This is a genomic window from Blautia caecimuris, from assembly GCF_024622975.1.
GTDB lineage: Bacteria > Bacillota > Clostridia > Lachnospirales > Lachnospiraceae > Blautia_A > Blautia_A caecimuris.
This window is the reverse complement of record NZ_JANJZT010000021.1, coordinates 34,332-57,745: the sequence shown is the minus strand read 5'-3', so window position 1 is coordinate 57,745 and position 23,414 is coordinate 34,332. Positions and strand designations below refer to the sequence as shown.

Sequence of the window (23,414 nt, the reverse complement as noted above, 5' to 3'; positions counted from 1 at the left end):
ATTATAAGCCCTCCTTCTTTTTTCTCAGAGACACAGAACGCCCTTCTTTTCTCAGACGCTGCGCCTTTACCAGAGTTTCCTCCAGAGTTTCCTCTGTGTAGGTGAGAACATAGGGTTCTTCATCGGGAAGGATCTCTATCTTTTGTCTGGAAAGCGCAGTAAGAAGACTGTCTGCCATGATCACAAAGCCCACAGAAGCGGCAGGCGCGCCAAAGTGCTTCAGAAGCTCATTATAACGTCCGCCCTTTACCAGCGGTTCTCCTGTTCCATAGGTATAAGCCTGAAAAATAATCCCTGTATAATACTGGATCCGGCTTACCATTCCAAAATCAAAGCAAATATATTTTTCATATCCGTAAACCTTCAGAAGCTCATAGATCCGTTCCAGACGCTCCACTGCCCGGACTGCTGACTGATTATCTGTAAGGCTTCTGGCTTTTTTCAGTACTTCCACAGAACCAAAAAGATGAGGAAGCTCCTGAAATACTGCTGCCAGTTGGGGACAAAGCTTCTGTTCTTCTACCAGTTCCTCCACGCCGAAGTAATTTTTTTCTGAGATCAGCGCTCTCAGATGTTCTTCTGCCTCTTTTTCAAGACCTGCTTCCTTCAGCAGAGATTTAAAATAGTCCACCTGTCCCACACTGACCTGAAATTCTCTTAATCCACAGGACAGAAGCGCTTCCACTGTCATTGCCAGAAGCTCTGCGTCAGCCTCGGGAGAATCGTCCCCGATCCGCTCCACACCCATCTGGGTGATCTCTTTCAGCCTGCCCTGATAGCTGGAGCTGTTTATAAAGGTCTGTCCTGTATAAAACAGAGTAACCGGCTCCTGATCCGGAGAAAAATAAGAAGCGCAGGCTCTTGATACCGAGGGTGTAAAGTCCGGTCTCAGTACAAGCGTATTTCCGTCTCTGTCAAAAAATTTATAAAGCTCTCTGGACGGAACCGTCCCTACCTCCTGACTGAATACTTCAAAATATTCAAATGTGGGTGTTTCTATCTCTTCATAGCCGTATTTCTGAAATACACTGCGGATCCGGCGTTTCAGTTCATGCTTCTGCCTGCATTCTCTGCCGTATATATCCCGGACGCCCTCAGGTGTATGAAAAATCCTCTGCATGCTTCCTTCCTCCTTATTATTACTTTAGTTCGCTACTGCGATACTATATTAAATAATAAGATTATAATAAATGCGAAACCACTTGTCAATCCCGTAAATTCAGATCCATTTTCAGTCCCTCCAGATAGGGAACAAAAAATCCGCTCTGTCTCGGAAGGTAAAACTGCTGTTCCAGTTCCTCTCTGCGGAAGCTTTTTCTGCCTCCCTTTTCCATGCGCTCCCAGAAAATTAAAAGCTGGCGTAAAGGAAGATAATAAAATATATCCTCACTGCTGAAAAAGAGCAAAAAGAATGCCACTCCTCCCTGCTCTTCAAACGCTTTCATAAAGGCGACCTGATGTGAATGAATGTTGCTTAAAGGAAACGTATCTGTGCTGCATTCCTTTGCATCAAAACACACAGGAATTCCCTGCACAGCACCGATATAATCTACGGTACTGCGCTGTTCAAAATACGCCAGAGTGATCTGGTGATGATCTTTGTCCATACGCACAGGCGTAATAGGAGTGGGGATCTTCTGTATCAGTGCCAGTTTTTTTTCTGCATATTGTTCATTTGTACGATTGACAAGCTCCTCCAGAGTAGAACCCCGGAGTCCTCTGCTGACCCATGCCATAATCCGCTCCTTATTTCAGGATTTTAATGGATGGGAAATAACGGAGCACTGCTTTTCCCACGATCTGATCAAAGGTGACAAAGGTGTTGTCCCAGAATCTGGAATCCCTTGAATTTTCCCGGTTGTCTCCAAGCATAAAGTAAGAATTCTCAGGAACCTTATATGGTCCGTAGTCTCCGGTAGGCACCTCAGGAACAAAGCTGTCATCCAGCGGCTCCAGGGCTCCGTCAATATAGACCTTTCCGTCTCTGATCTCCACGGTCTCTCCCGGAAGGCCGATCAGACGCTTGATAAACAGCTGGCTTTCATCATCCGGATATTTAAAGATAATAATGTCAAAACGCTCCGGATCCTTTACTTTTTTGGAAATATGGTTTCCAAACAGATCCACATTCAGTCCATAGGCAAGACGGAATCCAAATACACGGTCCCCTGTCATAATGGTATTTTCCATGGACTCAGAAGGAATTTTTGCATTGATGAGAATAAAATTATTGACAAAAAGCACCACAACCACTACGATTATGATCATTTTTACATAATCCCAGATTTCATTCCAGATTTTCATGATAACTCTCCTCTAAATGTTCTTCTTTTATAATGTGCTCAAAAAGCTCCGGCAGCTCTGCGCGGAAGTTTTTTTCCGAAACCTCACAAAGGTCTCCCTCCAGATGAGGGAAGGTCAGGCTGAATGCATGAAGAAGCTGGTGTCTCAGACCATAACGCTCCCGGCATTTTTTATTAAACTCCCTGTCTCCGTATTTACTGTCTCCCATAAGGGGATATCCCCGGGAGGCCAGATGCGCCCGGATCTGATGAGTTCTTCCTGTAACCAGTCGTACCTTCAGAAGTGTTGTCCTTCCATTGCTGCCAAGAGGTGTGTACACAGTCTCTACAGGCTGGGCATCCTGAACTTTATTTTTATATACAGTAACCTTGTTGCATCGGGAGTCTTTTTTTAAATAGCCCCGGATATGCGTCTGTTCCTTTAACACACCTTTTACGATACAAAGATAATCCTTATGGATGGTCCTGTCATGAAAAAGCTCTGAGAGAGCCTGAAGCCCTGCCAGACTTTTTCCTGCCGCCACAAGTCCGCTGGTATTTTTGTCCAGACGATTGCACACAGATGGCCGGAAGGTGATCAGTTCTTCCTCTGTCACAGCGCCGGTGTCCAGAAGATAGCCTGTCACATACTCCACAAGGGAAGGCTCTTTTGTTTCATCCGGCTGGGAAAGCATTCCTGCCGGTTTATTGATCAGAAGGATATCTCTGTTTTCATAAATAACCGCCAGATCCGTACTTGCCCTGGGCGCAGCTTCTTTTCCGCTGAACTTCAGATAGGTTTCATCGCTTAAAAAAAGCCTGATCTCGTCCCCCTGGTTCAGCTTTTCATTGCCTGTTGCCTTTTTGCCGTTCAGAGTAATATTTTTTTTGCGGAGCATTTTATATACAAAGCTTTTTGGCGCTTCTCTTAAAAGCTTTGCCAGATACTTGTCAAAACGCTGCCCCGCCTCGTTTCCGTTGATTGTAAACTGCTTCATATTTCACCTACAGACAGATCGCCAGAATCGTATGGCGGATCAGTTCATTTCTGGAAAGCTCCGGATAACGCTCATCCGGCCGGAATTTGATTCCTTCCTCCAGAGACTCTTTATGCTCGTTCATGGAATCCAGACGGTCCAGAAACGGCTTGAGGTCTTTAAATATTTTTACATTTGCCCGGTATCCGTTGCCTTTCAGAATTTTCCGGGCTTCCGTTTCCATAAAGGCAGTGTCTATCTTAGGATCGCTGCTGTATCCCACCACCAGATTGCCGCAAATGGCAAAGGCGTCAATAAACGCGCTTTTTTCATAAAAAGTCATATACATTTCATAGGACATGACCAGGCTTCCACAATGGTCCTGAATCTGACTGTAGATCTGTGGATCCATGGACGGACAGCGAAACAGCATAATAAGATTCACCAGCATTTTGCAGGCAGGAAGACAGCCCACAACAGCGATCACCGTCCAGATGGTCAGTCTTGTTTTAAAATAAATCATTGCCGTAAAAAAGATCAGAAGCGGCACTGCAAACAGAATGGATGTGATCAGAAATTTTCGTTTCTTCTCTGCTGCAACGTAACCGAATTCACCCTTTTTGGCATGTTTCCCGGCTTTTTTTTTGCTCATGTGATTCTCCTTCATTCTATCTGTTTTTTTTCTTATGTGTATTACGTATTGTTTTTTTTACAGATTTTCCGGCAAAATTTTTCCCTGATACTTCCCGTGATTTTCCTTTTCTGTTACCGGCAGAGTTTTTCTCTCCAGGGTGCCCTTTTCTGCCTGCCTTTCCCCCGTCGTTGTTCTTTCGCTCCGGGCGGATCAGACATTTTGGTCCGAAACCTACAAGATCCATCCGATCTGCCATTTTCAGCCCTTCCAGAACAAGCGACCGGTTTGCCGGATTTTTATACTGCATCAAAGCTCTCTGAACGGCTTTTTCATGAGGATTTTTCGGAACATAAACCTTTTCCTTTGTAAGAGGATGGATTCCTGTATAATACATGCAGGTGGAAAGCGTGGAAGGCGTAGGATAAAAATCCTGCACCTGTTCCGGTGTAAATCCCAGATCTCTTACATATTCCGCAAGCTTTACCGCCTCCTTCATGGTACATCCGGGATGAGAGGACATAAAATACGGCACTGCGTACTGCTTCTGCCCTGTTTTTTTGTTTTCCCTTTCATAGGCTTTCAGAAAATCCTGATAAACCTTATGAGAAGGCTTTCCCATATAATGGAGCACCTGGTCTGACACATGCTCCGGCGCTACCCGAAGCTGTCCGCTGATATGATGACGGACCAGTTCCTGTAAAAACGCAGGATTTTTATCTGCCATTACATAATCAAACCGCACTCCGGAACGGATAAATACTTTTTTTACCCCAGGAATCTTCCGGAGCTTCCCAAGAAGCGTCACATAGTCGCTGTGATCTGCCGTAAGATTTTTGCAGGGCGTGGGAAAAAGGCACTGCCGATTCTGGCATACGCCCTTTGTCAGCTGTTTCTGACAGGAAGGCTGGCGAAAATCTGCCGTAGGGCCTCCTACATCGTGGATATATCCTTTAAATGCCGGATCCTCCGTCATTTTTTCTGCTTCTTTTAAAATAGATTCATGGCTTCTTGTCTGCAGGATCCTTCCCTGGTGAAAGGTAAGGGCGCAGAAGCTGCAGCCTCCGAAGCATCCGCGGTTGCTGGTAAGGCTGAACCGGATTTCATCCAGAGCCGGAATCCCCCCCTGACTGTCGTACATCGGATGCCAGGTTCCCATATAGGGAAGATCATAAACATCATCCATCTCCTGAGTACTGAGCGGCAGCGCAGGAGGATTCTGGATCACATAGCCCCGTGTGCCGTAATCCTCGATCAGCGGTTTTGCCGTAAAAGGATCTGTATTTCTGTACTGAACGGAAAAACTTTCCGCATAGGCTTCTTTGCTGTCTCTGACCTGATCAAAAGACGGAAGCGCCACTGGGTCATAGGCGGTATCTGTTGTTTTACTTTTGTAAACAGTACCTGGTATGTAGGTGATCTCTTCTACCGGAATACCGCTGTTCAGGGCATCTGCAATTTCAATGATAGAATGTTCTCCCATTCCGTAAGAGATCAGATCTGCGCCGGAATCAAGAAGCACACTTCTTTTTACCCGGTCCTCCCAGTAATCATAGTGGGCCAGACGTCTTAAGCTTGCCTCGATCCCGCCAAGAATAATGGGGGTATGCTTATAGGTCTGACGGATAAGATTGCTGTAAACCACTGTAGGCATGTCCGGACGCAGTCCCATGACGCCTCCGGGAGAATACGAGTCTTTCTGGCGGTGTTTTTTTGACACGGTGTAATGATTCACCATGGAATCCATATTTCCAGCGGTCACAAGAAAACCCAGGCGCGGTTCCCCGAACACCTGGATACTTTCTTTTTTCCGCCAGTCAGGCTGAGGAATGATGCCAACCCGGTAGCCGTGGCTTTCCAGCAGCCTGCTGATAATGGCACTGCCAAAAGAAGAATGGTCTACATAGGCATCTCCTGTCAGATAAACAAAATCCACCTGTTCCCATCCCCGGTCTTTCATTTCCTGTGCTGTTACTGGTAAAAATTCATGCATGTATCTGCTCCTAATTTGCCACTGACTGGGCGCGATAGCCCTCTGCGATAATATCAAGCTGTCTGTGGAACCGCTCAAGCTGCTGAAGATCCTTGGTTCGGAACACCCTCAGGAATTCATCCTGGATCTTTTCCACCTCCCGTTTATTGGAACTCTTATAAAGATTCTCAATGCTGGAAAGAATATCTTTTACAAGATTGGACTGCATTCTGGAAGAATTCTGTGCATCCATGATCTCGTTTCGCACAGAAGACATTTCCTGATCCAGCGCGATAATGGCATCCGCAGCCTTGCTGAGGCGCTCTGCCACATGCATGGGCATTTCTCCCTTATATTTGTACTGAAGCGAATGCTCGATGGTTGCCCAGAAATTCATTGCCATGGTACGGATCTGGATTTCCGCCTGAATGGTTTTGGGTCCCTCAATGGTTTCCACCGTATAATAAATGATCAGATGATAGCTTCTGTAACCGCTCTGTTTAATATGCTTCAGATAGTTTTTTTCACTTTTTATCTGCATGTCACTGCGTTTCTGGATCAGAGCCGCCACTGTATCAATATCCTCTTCAAACTGACAGATGATACGGATTCCCGCAATGTCCTCCACTTCCTCTTCCATCCGTTCCATGGGGATATGCTTGCGCTGCATTTTTTCCAGAATACTGGTAACACTTTTTACACGCCCGCTAACCTGCTCAATAGGCGAATAAAGATCATTTTTTTTATGCTCCTCTATCATATGCTCGAACTTTACTGTCAGCTCTCTGACAGCAAGCTGGTAAGGGCATAAAATACTTCTCCATAACTGTATTTCCATATAAATCACTCCTTGCAGGAAAATACCGGAGTACACTTTGATACTCCTGCATATTATAGCATACTTTTAAAAGATTATGTAATTTAATATGTATAGTTTCTGATTTTTTTCTCAAAAATTTTCAGAAGCCAGTATGGATTTACACTCAGCTCTTTTTGAAAGGGAACTTCAATATAGATTCCCAGATGAAGATGTACCGGAAATTTCCCTCTGGTTCCCTCAGATCCGTATCCGGTATTTCCCATATATCCCAGAATGTCTCCGGCAGCAACCGTCTGCCCTTTTCTGATATTTGCTTCATATCCGGAAAGATGCGCATAATAAAAATATCCCCCATGAGGAGAACGGATGCCGATCCGGTAGCCGCCCAGAGGAAGCCATCCTTTTTGTTCCACTGTGCCGTCTGTCATACTGATAACAGGATAATATCCGGACTCACGAACCGTTCCAAACAGATCCGTCCCTTCGTGGCTCCGGTTTCCCCCATATTCTCTTTTTGCCATCCAGGTATTTTCAAAAACAATTTCTGAAGAAGCAACGGGAAAATATCTCACATCCTCCCACACTGCCCGGTAAGCATTCAGAAGAAGCTGAAATTCCTCCGGTTTATATTTTCTGTAAAGCTCCTGATTTTCGGAAACCTTCTCAGGATAAAATCCCCCTTCCGCCATGGAAGCAGTCAGTAAAGAAATCCAGTCCCCACTTTCTCCGGAAGATTTATGCAGCTTTTTATAAAGCTCACCGGACATCCTCTGCTCCCGGAATTTTTCACTTTTCAGAACATCTCCGGATAAAACTGAGGCGCAGCTCCGATCCCGTATGATCCCTTCCAGATCTGTAAGAAACAGAAGATAAAAAAATCCGGTAATTATCAGAAACATCTTTTTTCTTTTCATAAATCCTCCAGCTCAAACCTGCAGTTTAATATATGCGGAAGAAAAACGAAAATTGCCGCTGCAGAAATACATTCCACAGCGGCGCTTTTTATACCGTATTATATTTTACTCCACAGATTCATCATTTTCCCCGAAAGCTTCTACACAAAACACTACCGGGCGTACTCCATCTGTGCAGCATACAATTGTCTGTCCATCCTTTTTCGTCCACGGTTTATTGCTGGAACCGGATGACATTGCACTGACACTTCTGTAAATATCAATCCAGGCCCACGGACAAAATCCCTCCGGCATTTTCGCGCTGCCCTCAAAAATAAATTCATCCCCAACCTCGAGTAAAGGGCACGGACCCACAGACTGTCCCTCTGTCAGATACTCATCTGCGTACTCCGGATAAAATTCTTTACGCAGAACTGTAATTCTTACTTTTTTCATTTTTTGAGAGATTCCAGGACTTTTACAAGATATTTCCATACGCGCTCTGTGGAGGCAATATCAAGAACCTCCTCAGATGTATGAATATCTTTCATGTTCGGTCCAAGGGAAACGCAGTCCAGTCCTTCGATTTTTTTGTAGAACAGACCGCACTCAAGACCTGCATGGATTGCCACAACATTTGGTTTTTCTCCATACATTTCCTCATAAACCTCAACCATCTGGTCTCTCAACGGAGAGTCTTTCCGGTATTCCCATGCCGGATAAGCTCCCTGAACAGTATATTCTCCTCCGAGGAATTCTGTCAGATAGCAGATCTTATCGGAAAGAGCTGCTCCTGCTGCCTCAACAGAGCTTCTGACACTGGAGCTTCCCAGGAATTCATCCTCTCCAAGCTTCACGATTCCGATATTTGTAGAGGTTTCCACCAGACCGTCAATGCTTCCGCTCATTTTCTGGATGCCAAAAGGTACTTCCATCAGGAAAAACAGAACTTTTTCTCTGCTGGTAGGATGAAGAACTTTTGCAGAGGCAACGCCAAGATCTGTAATTTCAACTGTGATGCCCTCGTCTGTTCCTGCATATTCTTCACGGAAGCCTTTCTGAAGCTTTTCCGCACATGCTTTTACTGAATTTATATCCTCCACAAGAAGCTCTGCATCTGCTTCTCTTGTAATGGCATTGTCCTTCTGACCGCCTGCCAGAGAAATGATCTCATAAGCAGTCTCTTGCTGAAGGCTGTAAAGGAATCTTCCCATCAGAACATTGGCATTGGCACGCTTTTTGTCAATCTCCGCTCCGGAATGTCCGCCCATAAGTCCTGTGATCTTTACTGCTGCTTTCTGACCTTCTGCCTCCACTCTCTGTACAGGAATGGTGCTGATACCGGAAAGGCCGCCTGCACAACTGATCCACAGACTTCCTTCTGCCTCAGAATCCAGATTGATCAGTCTTTTTCCCTTTAAGACGCTGCAGTCAAAGCCTTCCGCGCCAAGAAGACCGATCTCCTCATCAACGGTGATCAGAACCTCCAGCGCAGGATGTGCAAGGTCTTTACTTTCCAGAAGCGCAAGGCCGTAAGCCACAGCGATCCCATCATCACCGCCTAAGGTTGTTCCGTTTGCCGTTACATATCCGTCCTTTACAGAAATATTTAAAGGATCCTTTGTAAAATCATGATCTACATCCGGTCTTTTTTCGCATACCATGTCCATATGTCCCTGAAGGATCACTGCCGGCGCATCCTCATAGCCTTCTGTTGCCGGTTTGTAAATCACAACATTATTCATCTCGTCCTGAACATATTCAAGTCCGTGTTCTTTTGCAAAGCTTACCAGATAATCACTGATCTGCTTTGTATTTCCGGAACCATGAGGAATCTTGCAAAGCTCCTCAAAATAATAAAATACCCGTTTTGGTTCACAGTTTTCCAATGCTCTCATGTTCTGTTCCTCCATTTCATGTGATTATGAAAATTCTTCATATTTATTTGATACAAACCATATATTAAAGAAAAAACGATGGTTGTATATGAAGCGAATTTTTTATACTGCAGGTACTCTCCTGCTGCTGATATTCTTGCTGCGTTTTCCGGAAGAGGCATTAGCCGCTTCCAGAGATGGCCTGAAGCTGTGGCTGAACACCCTGTTTCCCACGCTTCTTCCTTTTATTATCCTTACCGGGATCCTCATTCATACAGGAACAGCCGAAAAACTTCTGAAGCCTCTGGCTCCTGTGTGGAGCCATGTATTCGGCATCTCCCCCTCAGGAGCCTACGCCCTGCTTCTTGGACTTCTGTGCGGCTATCCTATGGGAACCAAGATCACCTCAGACCTGTATGGCTGCGGCAGGATCAGCCGAAGGGAAGCGGAATATCTTCTTACCTTTACCAATCATGCCAGTCCTGTTTTTATTTATACATATCTGATTCATATCTGTCTCAATGACAGGTTTCACCCCCGGCTTATCTATGGGCCGCTGATTTTAGCCAGCTTCCTCACTATGGTTATCTTCCGTTTTTTTGTTTACAGAAACCATACAAAAACTCCGGATAATTTTTCTGATAAAAAAAATAAGGAGCCATCCGCGCCCGGTGTTACCGGAACTCTGCTGGATGCCTCCATTATGAATGGTTTTGAAACAATCACCCGGCTGGGTGGTTATATTCTCCTGTTTTCGATCCTGTCTGCCTTTATCAGGCATTACTGGAGTGCAGGGGAAATGACAGAATATCTGTTTCTGGGTGCCCTGGAACTTACAACCGGACTTCATCAGCTTGCAAGATCAGACCTGTCTCCTGTTTTCAGATATCTCTGCTCCATGCCCATGGCTGCTTTTGGCGGAGTCTGTATTCTCGCGCAGACAAAAAGTCTTCTTCACAGAGATCTTTCTGTTCTGCCTTATATTTCTGCAAAATGCCTCAACGCAGCAATTACTGCTATCTGTGCCTTAGTTTTCCTCAAGGTCGTCTAACAGCTCATCCTCCTCCGGAATCGGTTCACTGTCGTGATAGGTTCCGGTGATCGCTGCTGCCTGCGCAGTCTGAGGAGCAAGCTCCTGGCGGTTCTGATTTACAACATCCAGACAGGTCTGAAGGGCTTCAATAAAGCTCTTATATTTGCCGCCGGCATCCTCAAGTGTCTGATTCAGAACAGAGCCGATGCTTGCCATCATATCATCTGTATAAGTGATCGCGCTGAGACGAATGCTGTTTGCATCCTGTGTGGCAGAATCAAGGATTTCCTGAGCCTGCTTATTGGCTGCATTAATAGTATCATTTGCCTGTGCATAAGCCTTCTGCATGATCTCATGCTGAGTAACAAGCTCCTGAGCCTTAGCCTGTGCATCTGCAATGATCGCGTCTGCTTTGGACTGTGCATCCTCCAGAATCGCATCCTTATTGCTGATGATCTTCTGGTAACGTCTGATCTCATCCGGTGTTTTCAGGCGAAGCTCTTTTATAAGCTCATCGATCTCATCTCTGTTTACAATAATCTTTGTATTAGACAGAGGCTGGTATTTACAGCTGTCTATAAATTCCTCAATGTCGTCAATAATCTGTTCAATTCTGCTGCTCATTGTACATTCTCCTTATTTCTCTTCATTTTGTTCCTGCATCTTGGAATGCAGAGCCTGAATAATCTCAGGCGGTGCGAATTTCGCTAAATCACCGCCAAAGCGGGCAACTTCCTTCATGATCGTAGAGCTGACATAGGCATATTCCAGACTTGTGGTCAGGAATACCGTATCTACATCCGGTGCCAGAACGCGGTTTGTCTGTGCCATCTGCAGCTCATATTCAAAATCTGTAACCGCACGAAGTCCGCGCACTATAACCTGGGCTTCATTCTCTTTTGCAAAATTAACAGAAAGCCCGTTAAATGGCTTTATAATAACATTTGGGATGTCCTTTGTCGCCTTTTCTAATATATTAACACGTTCTTCCACAGAAAACAACGGACTTTTTGCAGAATTATGCAAAACTCCCACTACCACTCTGTCAAAAGAAACGCTGGCCCTGCGGATCACATCCAGATGACCGTAGGTGGCCGGGTCAAAGCTTCCCGGATAAACTGCTGTTACCATGTGTATTCTCACTTTCTTTTGTACAGAAAAACATGCTTGTTGGTTTTATATTCCTTGGAGCGGCTGATCTCATAACCGATTTCTTCCACATAGGAAAAATCCGTGTGAAGATCTGCCTCTGCTATGATCAGCGTATGTTCATCTGCCAGTGTACTTTCCGCCAGATATTCCAGAACCTGACGTTCCAGGCCTTTTTCATAGGGCGGATCCATAAAAATGCAGTCAAACACCTGGCGTCCCTCCAGGGAACGCAGTGCCTGTAATGCATCCATGGCTAACAGTTTACCATTTTCCGCAAGTTTTGTAAATGTCAGATTTTCTCTGATACAGGAGCAGGCTTTCGGATTTTTTTCTACAAATACAGCAGATGCGGCGCCTCTGCTTAAAGCCTCAATACCAATGGCGCCGCTTCCGCTGAAAAGATCCAGAAAAGAACAGTCCGGTATTTCCGGCTGAAGTATATTAAATAAAGTTTCTTTTATACGGTCCGTGGTGGGCCGTGTATCTGAACCCGGCAGTGTCTTCAGAGGAAGACGGCGGGCTTTTCCTGCAATTACTCTCATTTAAGATTCAGTCTCCAATCCAGATCCCCGCGTGCAAGTCCGAGGATCAGAAGTTCTGCGGTAGCTATATTGGTAGCCACCGGTATATTATACTGATCGCAGCGCATGGTAATGGATGCAATATCCGGTTCCTTGGGATCAAGCATTGCCGGATTATAAAACAGGATCACCATGTCAAGATCCTGGCGCTCGATCATTTCCATAAACTGTTTGTCACCGCCTATGCTGCCTGCAAGAAATTTATGCACATGCAGGTTTGTAGCCTCCTCGATCCTTCTTCCAGTGGTTCCCGTGGCATAAACTTCATGCTTAGCGAGAATATTCTTATAAGCGATACAAAAATCTTCAATAAGTACTTTTTTACTGTTGTGTGCAATGATTCCTAAATTCATTGATCATCTCTCCATTCTCACCAATACATTTTATAGTTTCTTTATTTTTCTTCTTTATACATTCTTTATTTCCCTTGATATTATAACAAATGTCCAAAAAAAACGCAATTAAATCTTATAGAATATACAAAATTCACAGAAAATTAATAATTTCAAATTTCTGGAAGCAGAGACAGTATATTCTAGTGTATTATTCCGTAAATTTCACATACTACCAGTGTAACATCCAAATAACAAAAACAACCAAGGAGGAAATGAATCATGTCAAACACAAGTTCTTCTAACAAAGTAACTGTACCGGAAGCAAAGGGTGCTCTTAACCGTTTCAAATTTGAGGTTGCCAATGAGCTTGGCGTGCCGCTTACTGACGGTTACAACGGAAACCTGACATCTAAACAGAACGGATCTGTAGGCGGTGAAATGGTCCGTAAAATGATTGCTGAACAGGAACGTCAGATGTCCGGCGGTGTTCAGAACAGCCAGTTCTAAGAATACGGTCAGAAGAAAAGCTCAGGTGACAACTGTCCCCTGAGCTTTTTTCTGTTTCTTATAAACCAAGGAAGCCTGTGATGTCACCGTTAATGACATAATGTGCTCCGTTATCTTCCGGCTTAATGTATACTTTCAGGTCTTTCAGCTCTGATTCTTTTTTGCCCATCTCGTCAGTCCATATCTTCTTAACGCTTTCCACGATATCCTTTGCATACACCTCTTTGCCCCAGAACTGTACATATACTTCTGCATTTACTGATGCTGTCTTCTTTGCTGCAGTTCTTTTTACCGCCGGTTTCTTTGCAGAGACAGATTTTTCTGCGGTTTTCTTTGCTGCTGTTTTTCTGGCAGTTGTTTTCTCAGTGTTTTTTTTAGCTGTAGCTGCGTCCACTTTTGCCGGTTCTGCAGCAGTCTTTGCAGGAGCCTCTTTTTCGATAGCCGTTTTTGCAGTTGTTGTCTTAGGTTCTGCTTTCTTTGTTGTTGTTCTTGTAGCCATAATAGCCTCCTTACAAGGTGAAATAAAATTATTACGGTACTAGAATACTACGTTTTTTGTTTTTTTGCAACAATTTATTTCACTAAAGTCCTGATATTGCAGGATTGTATCTCCTAAAGTCCAAAATTTTCCGGTCCGTCTTCCCTGCAGAAATCAAGCTGTTCCTTAAGAGGAAGGTTCTGTTCCAGAGAAAGATCCGGATCCAGAGCAAGAATCTGCGCGGCAGCCTCGCTGGCATTTTTCAGAATATTTGCATCATTGTAAATATCTCCGATACGAAATTCCATCAGTCCGCTCTGACGGATGCCGAACAGGTCTCCCGGTCCCCGAAGCTTCAGATCTTCTGCCGCAATATAAAAACCATCATTTGATTTCCCAAGGATCTCCAGACGTTTGGATGTGGTGCTTTCCTGACTGCCCTGAATAAAAATACAGTAAGACTGATATTCTCCGCGTCCCACCCGTCCCCGGAGCTGATGAAGCTGGGCAAGACCGAAGCGCTCGGCATTTTCTATCATCATCACAGTTGCATTCGGAACGTTGACGCCTACCTCCACAACAGTTGTGGAAACAAGAACCTGGATGCTTCCGGCTGCAAATTCTTCCATGATCCTGTTTTTTTCCTTTGGTTTCATTTTTCCATGAAGAAACTCCACAGAAATATCCTCCGGCAGAGCATCTTTTAATTTTTTTGTATAATCCAGGACATTTTCCGCTTCCATACCCTCGCTTTCTTCTACCATAGGACAGATCACATATGCCTGGCGGCCCTCCCGTATCTGACGTTCAATGAAACGATAGGCTTTTGGGCGGTAGGAAGTATCTACAACACAGTTTTTTATAGGAAGCCTTCTTGCCGGCAGTTCGTCGATCACAGAAATATCCAGATCGCCGTACAGAATAATGGCAAGAGTTCTCGGAATAGGGGTTGCGCTCATAACAAGAATGTTCGGAGGATTCCCCCTGGTTGCCAGAGCCTCTCTTTGTTTTACACCAAAACGGTGCTGCTCATCTGTGATCACAAGGGCAAGATCCCGATACTGCACAGCCTCCTGGATCAGCGCATGGGTTCCTATGATCACAGAGGTCTTTCCCTCCCTGATATTTTCATAAATCAGTCTTTTTTCCTTTGCCGTATTAGAACCGGTAAGAAGAACAACCGGAATATCCAGCCCCTGTTCCCGGACAAGTGTCTGAAACGCCTCAAAGTGCTGGCGGGCAAGAACCTCTGTGGGCACCATAAGCGCAGACTGGTATCCATTTTCAAAGGTCAGGATCATGGCAAGAAAGGCAAGGATCGTCTTTCCGCTTCCCACATCTCCCTGCACCAGCCTGGACATCAGAGACTGCCCGGAAAGATCCCGCTCGATCTCATGCCAGGTATTCAGCTGGGCGCTGGTAAGCCTGTAGGGAAGATTTTCGATCACCTGCTCTGTTGTCCATGTTTTTTTTATGGGAAACAGATTCACCGCCTCTTCTGTTTTTTCTTTCAGAAGCTGGACAGAAAGAATAAAAAACAGAAATTCATCAAATACCAGGCGCTTTCTTGATACAAGAAGCTCATCCATATTTTGGGGAAAATGGATGGTGCGGAGCGCATAGTTGATATCTGAAAGCTGATATTTTTCCCTGATCTCTTCCGGAAGATATTCGCTTTTCAGTGACTGCTGTTTCAGAAGCTGGTGAAGCAGCTTTACAATGGTTTTATTGGAAAGACCTGCCGTAAGCCCGTAGACCGGCTGAAGGCTGTGAAGGATCTCCTCGTAGGCTGCAGGGGTAAAAATTTCAGGATGTTCCATCTGAAGCTTGCCCTGCCGTCTGATCACTCTTCCTCTGAATACAAAAACACTTCCCTTTTTCAGAGTATTTTTCAGATAGGAAGCATTAAACCAGGTAATGGAGATCCTTCCTGTACTGTCGCATGCGGTAATAGAAACGACCTGTTTTCCTCGTACCGGATTTACATAAACGCCGGAACATACTGCAGCGGAGACGGCTTTCACCGTCCCCTCTTTAAGATCTGCAATATCTGCCGGCATTTCATACTCATCATAATTCCTGGGATAATACCGGAGAAGGGATTCCGTGTCAGAAATACCTATTTTCTGAAACAGCTTCTCCGTTTTTTCTCCCACTCCTTTCAGAGTTCTTAAACTTTCTCCCATTTTATTCTACAGAAATAATGTAATAATAAATCGGCTGTCCGCCTCTGTTAAGCTCTACTTCACAGTCAGGATAAAGCTCTTCAACAGCAGCAGCAAGTTCTTCTGCCTTTTCCTCTGATGCGTCTTCTCCGTAATAAATACTGATCACTTCCGCATCCTCTGTCATCATGGCTTCAATGGTATCCTGAGCAACCTGCTCCTTATCCTTACCTACAGCAAGAATTCCCTTATCTCCGATTCCCATGATGTCTCCCTCATGGATCTCTTTGTCATCCAGACGTGTATCGCGGACCGCATAAGTGATCTGACCTGTCTGAACCTTGGAAACTGCCTCTTCCATTTCCTGAGCGTTTTCCTCTGCTGATTTTTCCGGAACAAAACTGATCATGGCAGTGATTCCCTGAGGAACTGTCTTGGTGGGAACAACGATGATCTTTTTATCCTTTGTCAGATCGCGGGCCTGATTTGCAGCAAGGATAATATTTTTATTATTCGGGAAAATATAAATGGTTTCCGCATTTACCTTTGCAATGGCATTCAGCATGTCCTCTGTACTTGGGTTCATGGTCTGTCCGCCCTCAATAAGGTAATCCACACCCAGCTCACGGAAGATCTCTGTAAGTCCGCTGCCTGCAGAAACCGCAATAAAGCCGTTTTCCTTTGGCGGCTCTGCCTCTGCCTGCGCTTTTGCAAGCTTTTCCGCATCCTTGATCAGTCTTTCCTGATGCTCTTCTCTCATATTGTCAATCTTCATTCTGGAAAGAGCGCCATAGGTCAGAGCACGTTCAATAGCCTGTCCCGGATGATTGGTATGCACATGCACTTTAATGATCTCATCGTCTGCAACCAGAACAATGGAATCGCCAATAGAAGTAAGGAATTCTTTAAATTTATGTTCCTCTTCCTCTGAAACAGCTTTATCCAGAAGAATGATAAACTCTGTACAATAGCCGAATTTAATATCTGCCTCTGCCTGAGGAGAGATCTTTGTTACAGAAGGAGAACTGCTCTTTTCAAAAACAGAATAGTCGATCTCTTTGCCTAGGAAGCCGTCCATGGCGCCTCTGAGAACTTCCAGAAGCCCCTGTCCGCCGGAATCCACTACCCCCGCCTCTTTCAGAACAGGAAGCATTTCCGGCGTTCTGGCAAGAGTTGCCTCCGCATGGGCAAAGACCTCCTCAAAAAACGGCTGAAGCTCGTCTGCCTCAGGAGCGATCTCCGCAGCTTTCAGAGCTGCCTCCTTTGCCACTGTAAGAATGGTTCCTTCCTTTGGCTTCATAACAGCCTTGTATGCTGTCTCCACTGCCCGTTCCATGGCTGCGGCAAGGGCCAGGGCATCCAGACGCTCTGCTTTTTTTACACTTTTTGTAAATCCTCTTAAAAGCTGGGAAAGGATAACTCCGGAGTTTCCTCTTGCGCCGCGAAGGGATCCGGAAGAAATAGCTTTTGCCAGAGTTTCCATATCAAATTCTTCCAGAGAGCTTACTTCAGAAGCTGCGGACATGATCGTCATGGTCATATTAGTTCCTGTATCTCCATCCGGTACAGGGAAAACATTCAGTTCATTGATCCATTCTTTTTTTGCTTCCAGATTTCTGGCTCCTGCCAGAAACATTCTGGCCAGTGTTTTTGCATCTATGGTTTTTATACTCACCACAAGTTCCTCCTCATAACCTTAGTCTATTGCACGTACGCCTTCCACATAGATGTTGATCTTTTCAATTTCCATGCCGGTAAAAGCTTCTACCTTATATTTGACATTGCTGACAAGGTTGTCCGCAATCGTGCTGATATTGATACCGTAAGCCACAATCACGTGGAAATTCAGACGGATTTTATTTTCTTCTGTAATGATCACACTGATACCATGTTTCAGACTGTCCCTGTGGAGCAGTTTGACAAGACCATCCTTCATGCTGACTGCAGCCATGCCGATAATGCCGAAGCATTCCACTGCCACACTGCCTGCATAGGTTGCAATCACATCGGTGTCAATCACTATCTGTCCGAGTCCGGAATCTATACGTCCATTCATATAGGTACCTCCATTTTTTTAATATGTATGTATTATAACCTTTTTTCCCGGAAAAAGGAATATTATTTTTATATTTTTCCTTTTTTTGCTTGCAAAAGCCTTTTTCATCTGTTAAAATAAAATCTGTTGAAAAAAAGCGTCAAGGAGGTGCTATCATGGCTAAATGTGCAATCTGTGAAAAAGGTGCTCACTTCGGAAATAATGTAAGTCATTCCCATAGAAGATCCAATAAAATGTGGAAATCCAACGTAAAGTCTGTAAAAGTTAAAACTGCTACAGGCGGAGCTAAAAAGATGTATGTATGTACTTCTTGTCTGAGATCCGGAAAAGTTGAAAGAGCATAAAACTCAAACTTAAAAATTCCCCTCGCAAAAGCGTGGGGAATTTTTTATCTGCAAAACATATGATATCCGCAAAGCAGACAGAGACCTGCTGCGATCACAATAATCACACTTTCCGCGATCAGCATTCCGATCACCATTCCAATCCCTATACAAAAAAGCATCAGTCCCAGAAGTCTTCCCACATCGCACAACCTCTTCTCTTTGGTCTATACTATCTTATGCGGCAAATACTTCCGGGAACACAAATAAAAAGATAAAATCAGATTTCTGTGCCGGTTGTTTCACTGCTGTTTTTTCCTGCGGCAAATCTGTCCACAAAATCCGGAACCATATCAAGAACCTTGGTCAGTCCGTCCTGATTTTTAATATTTACCAGCTTCGTAGTTCCGTTCTGGATCACCAGCACAGCGCTCGGCGTCATCTTTCCGGTCATTCCACCGCCGCCGTTGCTTTTTTTGTCCCCCTCAAAGGCTCCCGCGCCTACGCCGAAGGTAACGTCTACCAACGGAAGGATGATGGTATCGCCTACATGGACTGCCTCCCCCACAACGGTTTTTGCTGAAATAAATGTGTCCAGTCCTTTAAAAAGGGAATTTACCGTGTCCTTAAAATTATTTTCGTTTGCCATTTTCAGACCTCCTTATGCTTCCATCGGCTGATGATATATTTAATATTTTTATTGAAATAAAGCTCTGCCAGCATTTTCACCGGTACAAAGCCGTAGATCCTGCCTTTTATTTTTATATTTCCCTCCAGAATATTCTGATTGTCAAAAACAGGAACAATCTCCACTCTGTTTTTATGGAAGGGCATTGTCATTCCCAGAACTGCAAGAGCGGTTCCGGTTATGGAAGGATCTTCGCTTCCAAAAGTCACCTTCCCCTTTATCTTTTTTGGGAAAATATGATGCATCAGTTTTTTGCTCCGGTCAAGAACCAGACTCACTGCCTCCTTTGTCCTGGGATGCTCAAAAAACTGTCTGTACCAGTCTATCTTATCATAAATCCTCCGGATTGTTAACGGAATTTTGCTGAGCATGGAAGGAAGCTGCGCAAGCCTGTCCATGATTTCTTTTAGTTTGTCCAGAAGTGCTGATATTTTATTCTTGTTTTCAGTCCGGATCTTCTCGTCTGATTCACTGAGATCAGAAGTGCCTGTTTCCGGATCTTTTTTCTGTTTTGCTTCGGCAGAACCATAGGGAATATCCGGTTTCTTTTCCTGCGGCAGGGATATTTCTGTCTCAGGCAGGGATATTTTTGTCTCGGGCAGCGGCTTCTCAGTCGGCTGTTCAGACAAAGGGCTTTTCTCTGCCGTTTGCACTTTCCCGGCAGCGGCCTTTTTCTGTTTCCGTTTTTGGAGAAGGCTCAGAACCGGAATCCCAAAAACGCAAAGTTTCTGAGTATTTTTTCCCTGTATCCTTCTGAAAGTAAAGGAAATGCCTCCGAACAGCCAGCTTACACGAACTGCGGCTTCGGTTTCCTTAAAAGAGGACGTTTCTTTTAAAGCCTCGGCGCTGTATCTGACAGGACAGAACAAAAGCAGCAGCAAAACAAGCACTGCCAGTCCCAAAACCGTTCCCAGAAGGATCAATATCAATTTTATCAGCATCCATAAGATATGTAACATGCCTTCACCTGTTTTTTAAATATTTTTCCACCAGGACATCCCCTGTCTCCTCATACACAGTCTGTACGATCATCTGCACCAGTTCCATGGCTTCATCCATGCCCTTTGCCATGCCTACGATCTCAGGACACAGTCTGGCAGCAGTTTTCTGGAACAGGGTCACAGCCGGAATGATCTCCAGAATGTTATGAGGGTTGTCCGAAAAAGTCACCAGATAAATTCCGGGCACAGGTTTTCCTGCATCCAGCTTCTCACGGACTGCGCTTTCATCACGTACACTTTCTCCTACGTAATAATGGTCATGCCATTTCAGCATTTAAAGGATTCCCCCTTTTTGATAAATCTAAACAGGGCTGCGTAAAACACAACCCTGTTTATTTTTTGCCCCAGAGTCCCTGACTCCTCATTTCCAGATATTCCTGATACGCCTTCTCCACAATCTGTTTTTCATTGGAAAAACGGAGAAGATGATAAATTTCATGAAACTTGTAATACCCGGAGTCCACAAAAAATTCCTCTCTCTGAGGTCTGCTATGATAATTATCAGCCGTCATCAGATACCAGTGAACTTCCTTGGTGACCATATCCTCGGGAACTGTAAAATTGTAATGACTTTTGCCTACATATTTTACAATAGAAGCGTTTACATCTGCTTCCTCCTTGACCTCCCTAAGCGCCGTCTGGATATGGGTCTCTCCCTTTTCAACGGTTCCCTTTGGCAATACCCAGCCTTCATATCTGTTTCTGTAAGATTTGTATAAAGCCAGTATTTTTCCACGATAAATTACCACACCGCCACAGCTCGTTGCTTCTATCATCTGCAAGTCCCTCCTGTAATGCGTGTGAATGATATTTCAAACTGGATATAGTATAACTCTTTTTGCCTCTGCTGGCAACTGTTTGTTCCGGTCAGTTGTAGTAATAAGCGTTAAAAAGCTGAGAGGCGATCGGCACAGCAGCCTCGCTTCCGGTACCTCCTCCTTCAACGATCACTGCAACCGCAAGATCCGGATCATCCACATTGGAATATCCGATAAACCAGGAATGACTGGAGCCGTTTTCATCATATTCGGCGGAACCGGTCTTTCCTGCCGCCGTATAGCCCTGTCCGGAAAGAGCAGAGGCGGTTCCGTATTCTACAACATCTTTCATCAGCTCTCCCAGCATCACTGCCTCATTTTTTGTCATGAGACGTTTATACACCTCCGGAGCAGTTTCATCTACCTGATCTCCTGTATTGTTTACTACTCTGTCAATCAGATACGGCTTCATAAGCACTCCGTTGTTTGCAATAGCGCAGGTGATCATTGCCATATGGGCAGGGGAAACAAGGGTGTTTCCCTGACCGATGGAGGTCTGCATGGTAAGAGGGATTCCTGACTTTCCGTTCAGGCTGAAGGTACTTTTTTTGTAGGAGGCAAGGGGAAGCTTTTTATTAAAAAGCAGATCCTCGCTTGTTTCCAGCAGAGATCCTCCTCCCAGATCCAGCCCCATCTGCGCAAATGCACAGTTGCAGGAGCTGGCAAAGGCCGAGTAAAAATCCTCCTGTCCGTGGACTGTCCCGTTATAGCACTGAATGGTATGATCTTCTTTTGTAATACTTCCCTCACAGACATAGGAATATCCGTTAAAGCTTCCATGTTTTCTGAAATAGTCAAGAGCTGTCACCACTTTGAAGGTAGATCCCGGCGGATACTGTCCCTGGGTGGCTCTGTTTAAAAGACTGGAGTTTGTCTCATCACTGACCAGCCATTCCCAGTTTTCTTCAATGGAGTTGGGATCAAAATCCGGTTTGCTGACCATGGCAAGTATCTTTCCTGTAGAAGGCTCCATGGCAACCACAGCCCCTCTTCTGTCCCCCAGAGCATTATAGGCGGTTGTCTGCAGGTTTGCGCTCAAAGTGGAGATCACGGTATCTCCCATATTTTTTCTTCCCAGAAATTCATTTTTCATCTGGTTCAGGAAAAACTCATGAGAGGTCAGAAGCTGAAAGTTTGCCTCTGACTCCAGTCCGCTTTTTCCGTTGGAATCATATCCGATCACATGGGCAAACACATTTGCATAGGGATAGATCCTGTCCTCAGTACCGTCATCATAAACATCCGTCCTGGCAAGAATTTCTCCCTCAGAAGAAAGAATCTGTCCTCTTACCACCCGGTCCGAAAAGGTGTCCTGTCTGGTGTTGTACGGACTGTTGATAAAGTCTTCGCTTTTTACCACATTAAAATATACAAGATATCCGATCATTGCCATAAAAACAGCCACAAAAAACCAGGATACAAATGTATATTCTCTGTTTCTGGCACGTCTTTTTTTAGATATCTCTCGCTCTGCGCGCTTCCTCTCTTGCTCGAATTCTCTGCGCTGCTTCTTTTCTGCGTCTCTCAAATTCCTCGTCCTCGTCTTCTCTTAAAATATACAGTCCCTGGATAATGGCAAGCATCAGGATCGTACTCATTACAGAGCTTCCTCCGTAACTTACCAGCGGCAGGGTAACGCCTGTCATAGGAATAAACTTGGTAGCTCCGCCAATAGTGAGGATGACCTGAAATGCATATTCTGTTCCCAGTCCCAGAGCAATCAGTTTGTAAAACGGATTTTTGATCCTGAGAGCAATATTTACGATCATCAGGAAAAAGCTCATACATACCAGAATCAGACAGATTGCAAAAATCCCGCCCAGTTCCTCACAGATAGCGCTGAAAATAAAGTCATTTTTTACAACCGGAATAGACTCCGGCGAACCCTGGCAAAGTCCCATGCCGAACCAACCGCCTGTTCCGATGGCAAACAGTGACTGGACGATCTGATAGCCCTCGTTCTGATAAACAGCCATCGGATCTCTCCATGCGCTGACTCTCTGGCGCACATGACCGAAAAGGAAGTATGCCACCACTGCCCCAAGGCTTCCCCCCGCCAGTCCAAGTCCCAGATACTGAGGCTTTTTTGTGGAAACATAGAGCATTACAAGATAGGCGGCAAAAAAGATCACCGCGCTTCCAAGATCTCTGGAAAGCACCAGGATGCCCACATGAAGAGCCGCCACTACAGTTGCCTGCACAACCGTGCGAAAATCGTTTGCTCTGGAAAACAGAGAGGCTGTAAAAAACACAAAGGTAATTTTAATAACCTCAGAGGGCTGAATTCCCATCAGAGACAGTTTTGCTCCGTAGCTTGTTCTTGCAAGAAGAAAAACTGCCGCAAGCAGGATGATGCCCACTCCTGCGTAAAGCCAGGTAAGCCTTCGGAGAAATTTCATTTTCCGGATCATAACCGGAATGATCAGCGCGATTCCGCTGGCTGCCGCCGCGATCACAAGCTGTTTCGTGGCTGTGGCGATGTCCAGTCTGCAAAGCATGATAAATCCCACGCTTAAAAGCATACACATATTGTTCAGAAGAAGCAGGGATGCCTTTTTGTAAAAAATCCTGTACAGGATCTGCACCGCTGCAAAAAACACCATCATTTCAACATAAAAAACAATCACCTGAAAATTAAAGGTTTTCAGATAGATCACCAGAAATGCAGTGAAATCCATAAAAAAGATCAGCACCATCTGCTGGCGCAGAAGTTCGTTTCTCTCAATCTCATCCTGCTGGCGCACTGTGTAAAAACAGTGAAAGGTATAAATGATCATCAGCGTCAGGATCAGATACTTTGATAATTCAACAATTACATTAATCAT

Annotated in this window: 28 protein-coding genes; 3 read left to right on the top strand and 25 right to left on the bottom strand. The window is 44.8% G+C overall.

Translation table 11 applies throughout. From position 1 onward, the window contains the following. Position 1 precedes the first annotated feature (1 nt). From hisZ to NSA57_RS13245, 10 genes are all read right to left on the bottom strand, one after another. Positions 2–1,120 (bottom strand): ATP phosphoribosyltransferase regulatory subunit, encoded by a 1,119-nt coding sequence (gene hisZ / locus NSA57_RS13290; RefSeq protein WP_257465071.1) that lies wholly within the window; start codon positions 1,118–1,120, stop codon positions 2–4. An 85-nt stretch (positions 1,121–1,205) separates the two neighbouring features. Beyond that, a complete protein-coding gene (locus NSA57_RS13285) occupies positions 1,206–1,739 on the bottom strand; it encodes a Holliday junction resolvase RecU (RefSeq protein WP_147599004.1) in 534 nt (177 codons plus the stop codon). A gap of 7 nt (positions 1,740–1,746) precedes the next feature. After that, positions 1,747–2,304 (bottom strand): signal peptidase I, encoded by a 558-nt coding sequence (gene lepB / locus NSA57_RS13280; RefSeq protein ID WP_147599005.1) that lies wholly within the window; start codon positions 2,302–2,304, stop codon positions 1,747–1,749. Continuing rightward, on the bottom strand, positions 2,288–3,280 hold the full coding sequence (locus tag NSA57_RS13275; RefSeq protein ID WP_173752112.1) for an RluA family pseudouridine synthase: 993 nt from the start codon (positions 3,278–3,280) through the stop codon (positions 2,288–2,290). Before NSA57_RS13275 ends, lepB begins: the two co-directional genes overlap by 17 nt. 7 nt (positions 3,281–3,287) lie before the next feature. Then, positions 3,288–3,911, bottom strand: coding sequence for a hypothetical protein (locus NSA57_RS13270; protein WP_257465070.1), 624 nt, complete (start codon positions 3,909–3,911; stop codon positions 3,288–3,290). 16 nt (positions 3,912–3,927) lie between these two features. Further along, complete coding sequence (locus tag NSA57_RS13265) at positions 3,928–5,883, bottom strand: YgiQ family radical SAM protein (protein ID WP_257465069.1); 1,956 nt, start codon at positions 5,881–5,883, stop codon at positions 3,928–3,930. A gap of 10 nt (positions 5,884–5,893) precedes the next feature. Next, positions 5,894–6,700, bottom strand: coding sequence for a GTP pyrophosphokinase (locus NSA57_RS13260; protein ID WP_147599009.1), 807 nt, complete (start codon positions 6,698–6,700; stop codon positions 5,894–5,896). Positions 6,701–6,783: 83 nt separating this feature from the next. Beyond that, positions 6,784–7,596, bottom strand: coding sequence for a M23 family metallopeptidase (locus tag NSA57_RS13255; RefSeq protein WP_257465068.1), 813 nt, complete (start codon positions 7,594–7,596; stop codon positions 6,784–6,786). Between the two features lie 105 nt (positions 7,597–7,701). Then, positions 7,702–8,031 carry a TIGR04076 family protein gene (locus NSA57_RS13250; protein WP_147599010.1) on the bottom strand — a complete coding sequence of 110 codons (330 nt, stop codon included), beginning with the start codon at positions 8,029–8,031 and terminating at the stop codon, positions 7,702–7,704. After that, the gene (locus NSA57_RS13245) at positions 8,028–9,473 is read right to left on the bottom strand and encodes an aminoacyl-histidine dipeptidase (protein WP_147599011.1); all 1,446 of its coding nucleotides are present in this window, start codon (positions 9,471–9,473) and stop codon (positions 8,028–8,030) included. The genes NSA57_RS13250 and NSA57_RS13245 overlap by 4 nt, the downstream gene beginning before the upstream one ends. Before the next feature lie 88 nt (positions 9,474–9,561). On the opposite strand from NSA57_RS13245, the gene NSA57_RS13240 reads away from it, so the two are divergent. Further along, positions 9,562–10,503 carry a nucleoside recognition domain-containing protein gene (locus NSA57_RS13240; protein WP_257465066.1) on the top strand — a complete coding sequence of 314 codons (942 nt, stop codon included), beginning with the start codon at positions 9,562–9,564 and terminating at the stop codon, positions 10,501–10,503. Here NSA57_RS13240 and NSA57_RS13235 read toward each other — a convergent pair. The 4 genes from NSA57_RS13235 to NSA57_RS13220 are packed head-to-tail and all read right to left on the bottom strand — an operon-like array spanning position 10,480 to position 12,571. Then, a complete protein-coding gene (locus tag NSA57_RS13235; protein ID WP_147599013.1) occupies positions 10,480–11,109 on the bottom strand; it encodes an ATPase in 630 nt (209 codons plus the stop codon). The genes NSA57_RS13240 and NSA57_RS13235 overlap by 24 nt on opposite strands. Positions 11,110–11,121: 12 nt before the next feature. Then, a complete protein-coding gene (gene coaD / locus NSA57_RS13230; RefSeq protein ID WP_147599014.1) occupies positions 11,122–11,616 on the bottom strand; it encodes a pantetheine-phosphate adenylyltransferase in 495 nt (164 codons plus the stop codon). Between the two features lie 8 nt (positions 11,617–11,624). Further along, the gene (gene rsmD / locus NSA57_RS13225; protein ID WP_173752109.1) at positions 11,625–12,179 is read right to left on the bottom strand and encodes a 16S rRNA (guanine(966)-N(2))-methyltransferase RsmD; all 555 of its coding nucleotides are present in this window, start codon (positions 12,177–12,179) and stop codon (positions 11,625–11,627) included. Next, positions 12,176–12,571 carry a methylglyoxal synthase gene (locus NSA57_RS13220; protein ID WP_147599016.1) on the bottom strand — a complete coding sequence of 132 codons (396 nt, stop codon included), beginning with the start codon at positions 12,569–12,571 and terminating at the stop codon, positions 12,176–12,178. The genes rsmD and NSA57_RS13220 overlap by 4 nt, the downstream gene beginning before the upstream one ends. A gap of 261 nt (positions 12,572–12,832) precedes the next feature. On the opposite strand from NSA57_RS13220, the gene NSA57_RS13215 reads away from it, so the two are divergent. Continuing rightward, positions 12,833–13,060 (top strand): alpha/beta-type small acid-soluble spore protein, encoded by a 228-nt coding sequence (locus NSA57_RS13215; RefSeq protein WP_147599017.1) that lies wholly within the window; start codon positions 12,833–12,835, stop codon positions 13,058–13,060. 58 nt (positions 13,061–13,118) lie between these two features. Here NSA57_RS13215 and NSA57_RS13210 read toward each other — a convergent pair whose 3' ends face one another. From NSA57_RS13210 to NSA57_RS13195, 4 genes are all read right to left on the bottom strand, one after another. After that, a complete protein-coding gene (locus tag NSA57_RS13210; protein WP_257465065.1) occupies positions 13,119–13,559 on the bottom strand; it encodes a DUF6465 family protein in 441 nt (146 codons plus the stop codon). 113 nt (positions 13,560–13,672) lie between these two features. Beyond that, a complete protein-coding gene (gene recG / locus NSA57_RS13205; RefSeq protein ID WP_257465064.1) occupies positions 13,673–15,724 on the bottom strand; it encodes an ATP-dependent DNA helicase RecG in 2,052 nt (683 codons plus the stop codon). Between the two features lies 1 nt (position 15,725). Further along, positions 15,726–17,339, bottom strand: coding sequence for a DAK2 domain-containing protein (locus tag NSA57_RS13200; protein ID WP_306814108.1), 1,614 nt, complete (start codon positions 17,337–17,339; stop codon positions 15,726–15,728). Between the two features lie 60 nt (positions 17,340–17,399). Continuing rightward, complete coding sequence (locus NSA57_RS13195) at positions 17,400–17,759, bottom strand: Asp23/Gls24 family envelope stress response protein (RefSeq protein ID WP_138270230.1); 360 nt, start codon at positions 17,757–17,759, stop codon at positions 17,400–17,402. A 155-nt stretch (positions 17,760–17,914) separates the two neighbouring features. On the opposite strand from NSA57_RS13195, the gene rpmB reads away from it, so the two are divergent. After that, a complete protein-coding gene (gene rpmB / locus NSA57_RS13190) occupies positions 17,915–18,103 on the top strand; it encodes a 50S ribosomal protein L28 (RefSeq protein ID WP_022067408.1) in 189 nt (62 codons plus the stop codon). 44 nt (positions 18,104–18,147) lie between these two features. Here the strand turns inward: rpmB and NSA57_RS13185 are convergent, their stop codons facing one another. The 7 genes from NSA57_RS13185 to NSA57_RS13155 all read right to left on the bottom strand — a co-directional run bounded on the left by NSA57_RS13185 (position 18,148) and on the right by NSA57_RS13155 (position 23,414). Next, the gene (locus NSA57_RS13185; protein WP_022067407.1) at positions 18,148–18,285 is read right to left on the bottom strand and encodes a hypothetical protein; all 138 of its coding nucleotides are present in this window, start codon (positions 18,283–18,285) and stop codon (positions 18,148–18,150) included. Positions 18,286–18,362: 77 nt separating this feature from the next. Continuing rightward, positions 18,363–18,731, bottom strand: a complete 369-nt coding sequence (locus tag NSA57_RS13180; RefSeq protein ID WP_022067406.1) for a GerW family sporulation protein — start codon at positions 18,729–18,731, stop codon at positions 18,363–18,365. 2 nt (positions 18,732–18,733) lie between these two features. Beyond that, on the bottom strand, positions 18,734–19,729 hold the full coding sequence (locus NSA57_RS13175; protein WP_257465062.1) for a DUF2953 domain-containing protein: 996 nt from the start codon (positions 19,727–19,729) through the stop codon (positions 18,734–18,736). Positions 19,730–19,733: 4 nt separating this feature from the next. Beyond that, on the bottom strand, positions 19,734–20,045 hold the full coding sequence (locus tag NSA57_RS13170; RefSeq protein WP_022067404.1) for a hypothetical protein: 312 nt from the start codon (positions 20,043–20,045) through the stop codon (positions 19,734–19,736). A 58-nt stretch (positions 20,046–20,103) separates the two neighbouring features. Continuing rightward, on the bottom strand, positions 20,104–20,547 hold the full coding sequence (locus tag NSA57_RS13165) for an NUDIX hydrolase (RefSeq protein WP_138270228.1): 444 nt from the start codon (positions 20,545–20,547) through the stop codon (positions 20,104–20,106). A gap of 91 nt (positions 20,548–20,638) precedes the next feature. Further along, entirely contained in the window at positions 20,639–22,117 is a 1,479-nt protein-coding gene (locus NSA57_RS13160; protein ID WP_173752104.1) for a peptidoglycan D,D-transpeptidase FtsI family protein, read from the bottom strand. Then, a complete protein-coding gene (locus tag NSA57_RS13155; protein ID WP_022067401.1) occupies positions 22,044–23,414 on the bottom strand; it encodes an FtsW/RodA/SpoVE family cell cycle protein in 1,371 nt (456 codons plus the stop codon). The genes NSA57_RS13160 and NSA57_RS13155 overlap by 74 nt, the downstream gene beginning before the upstream one ends.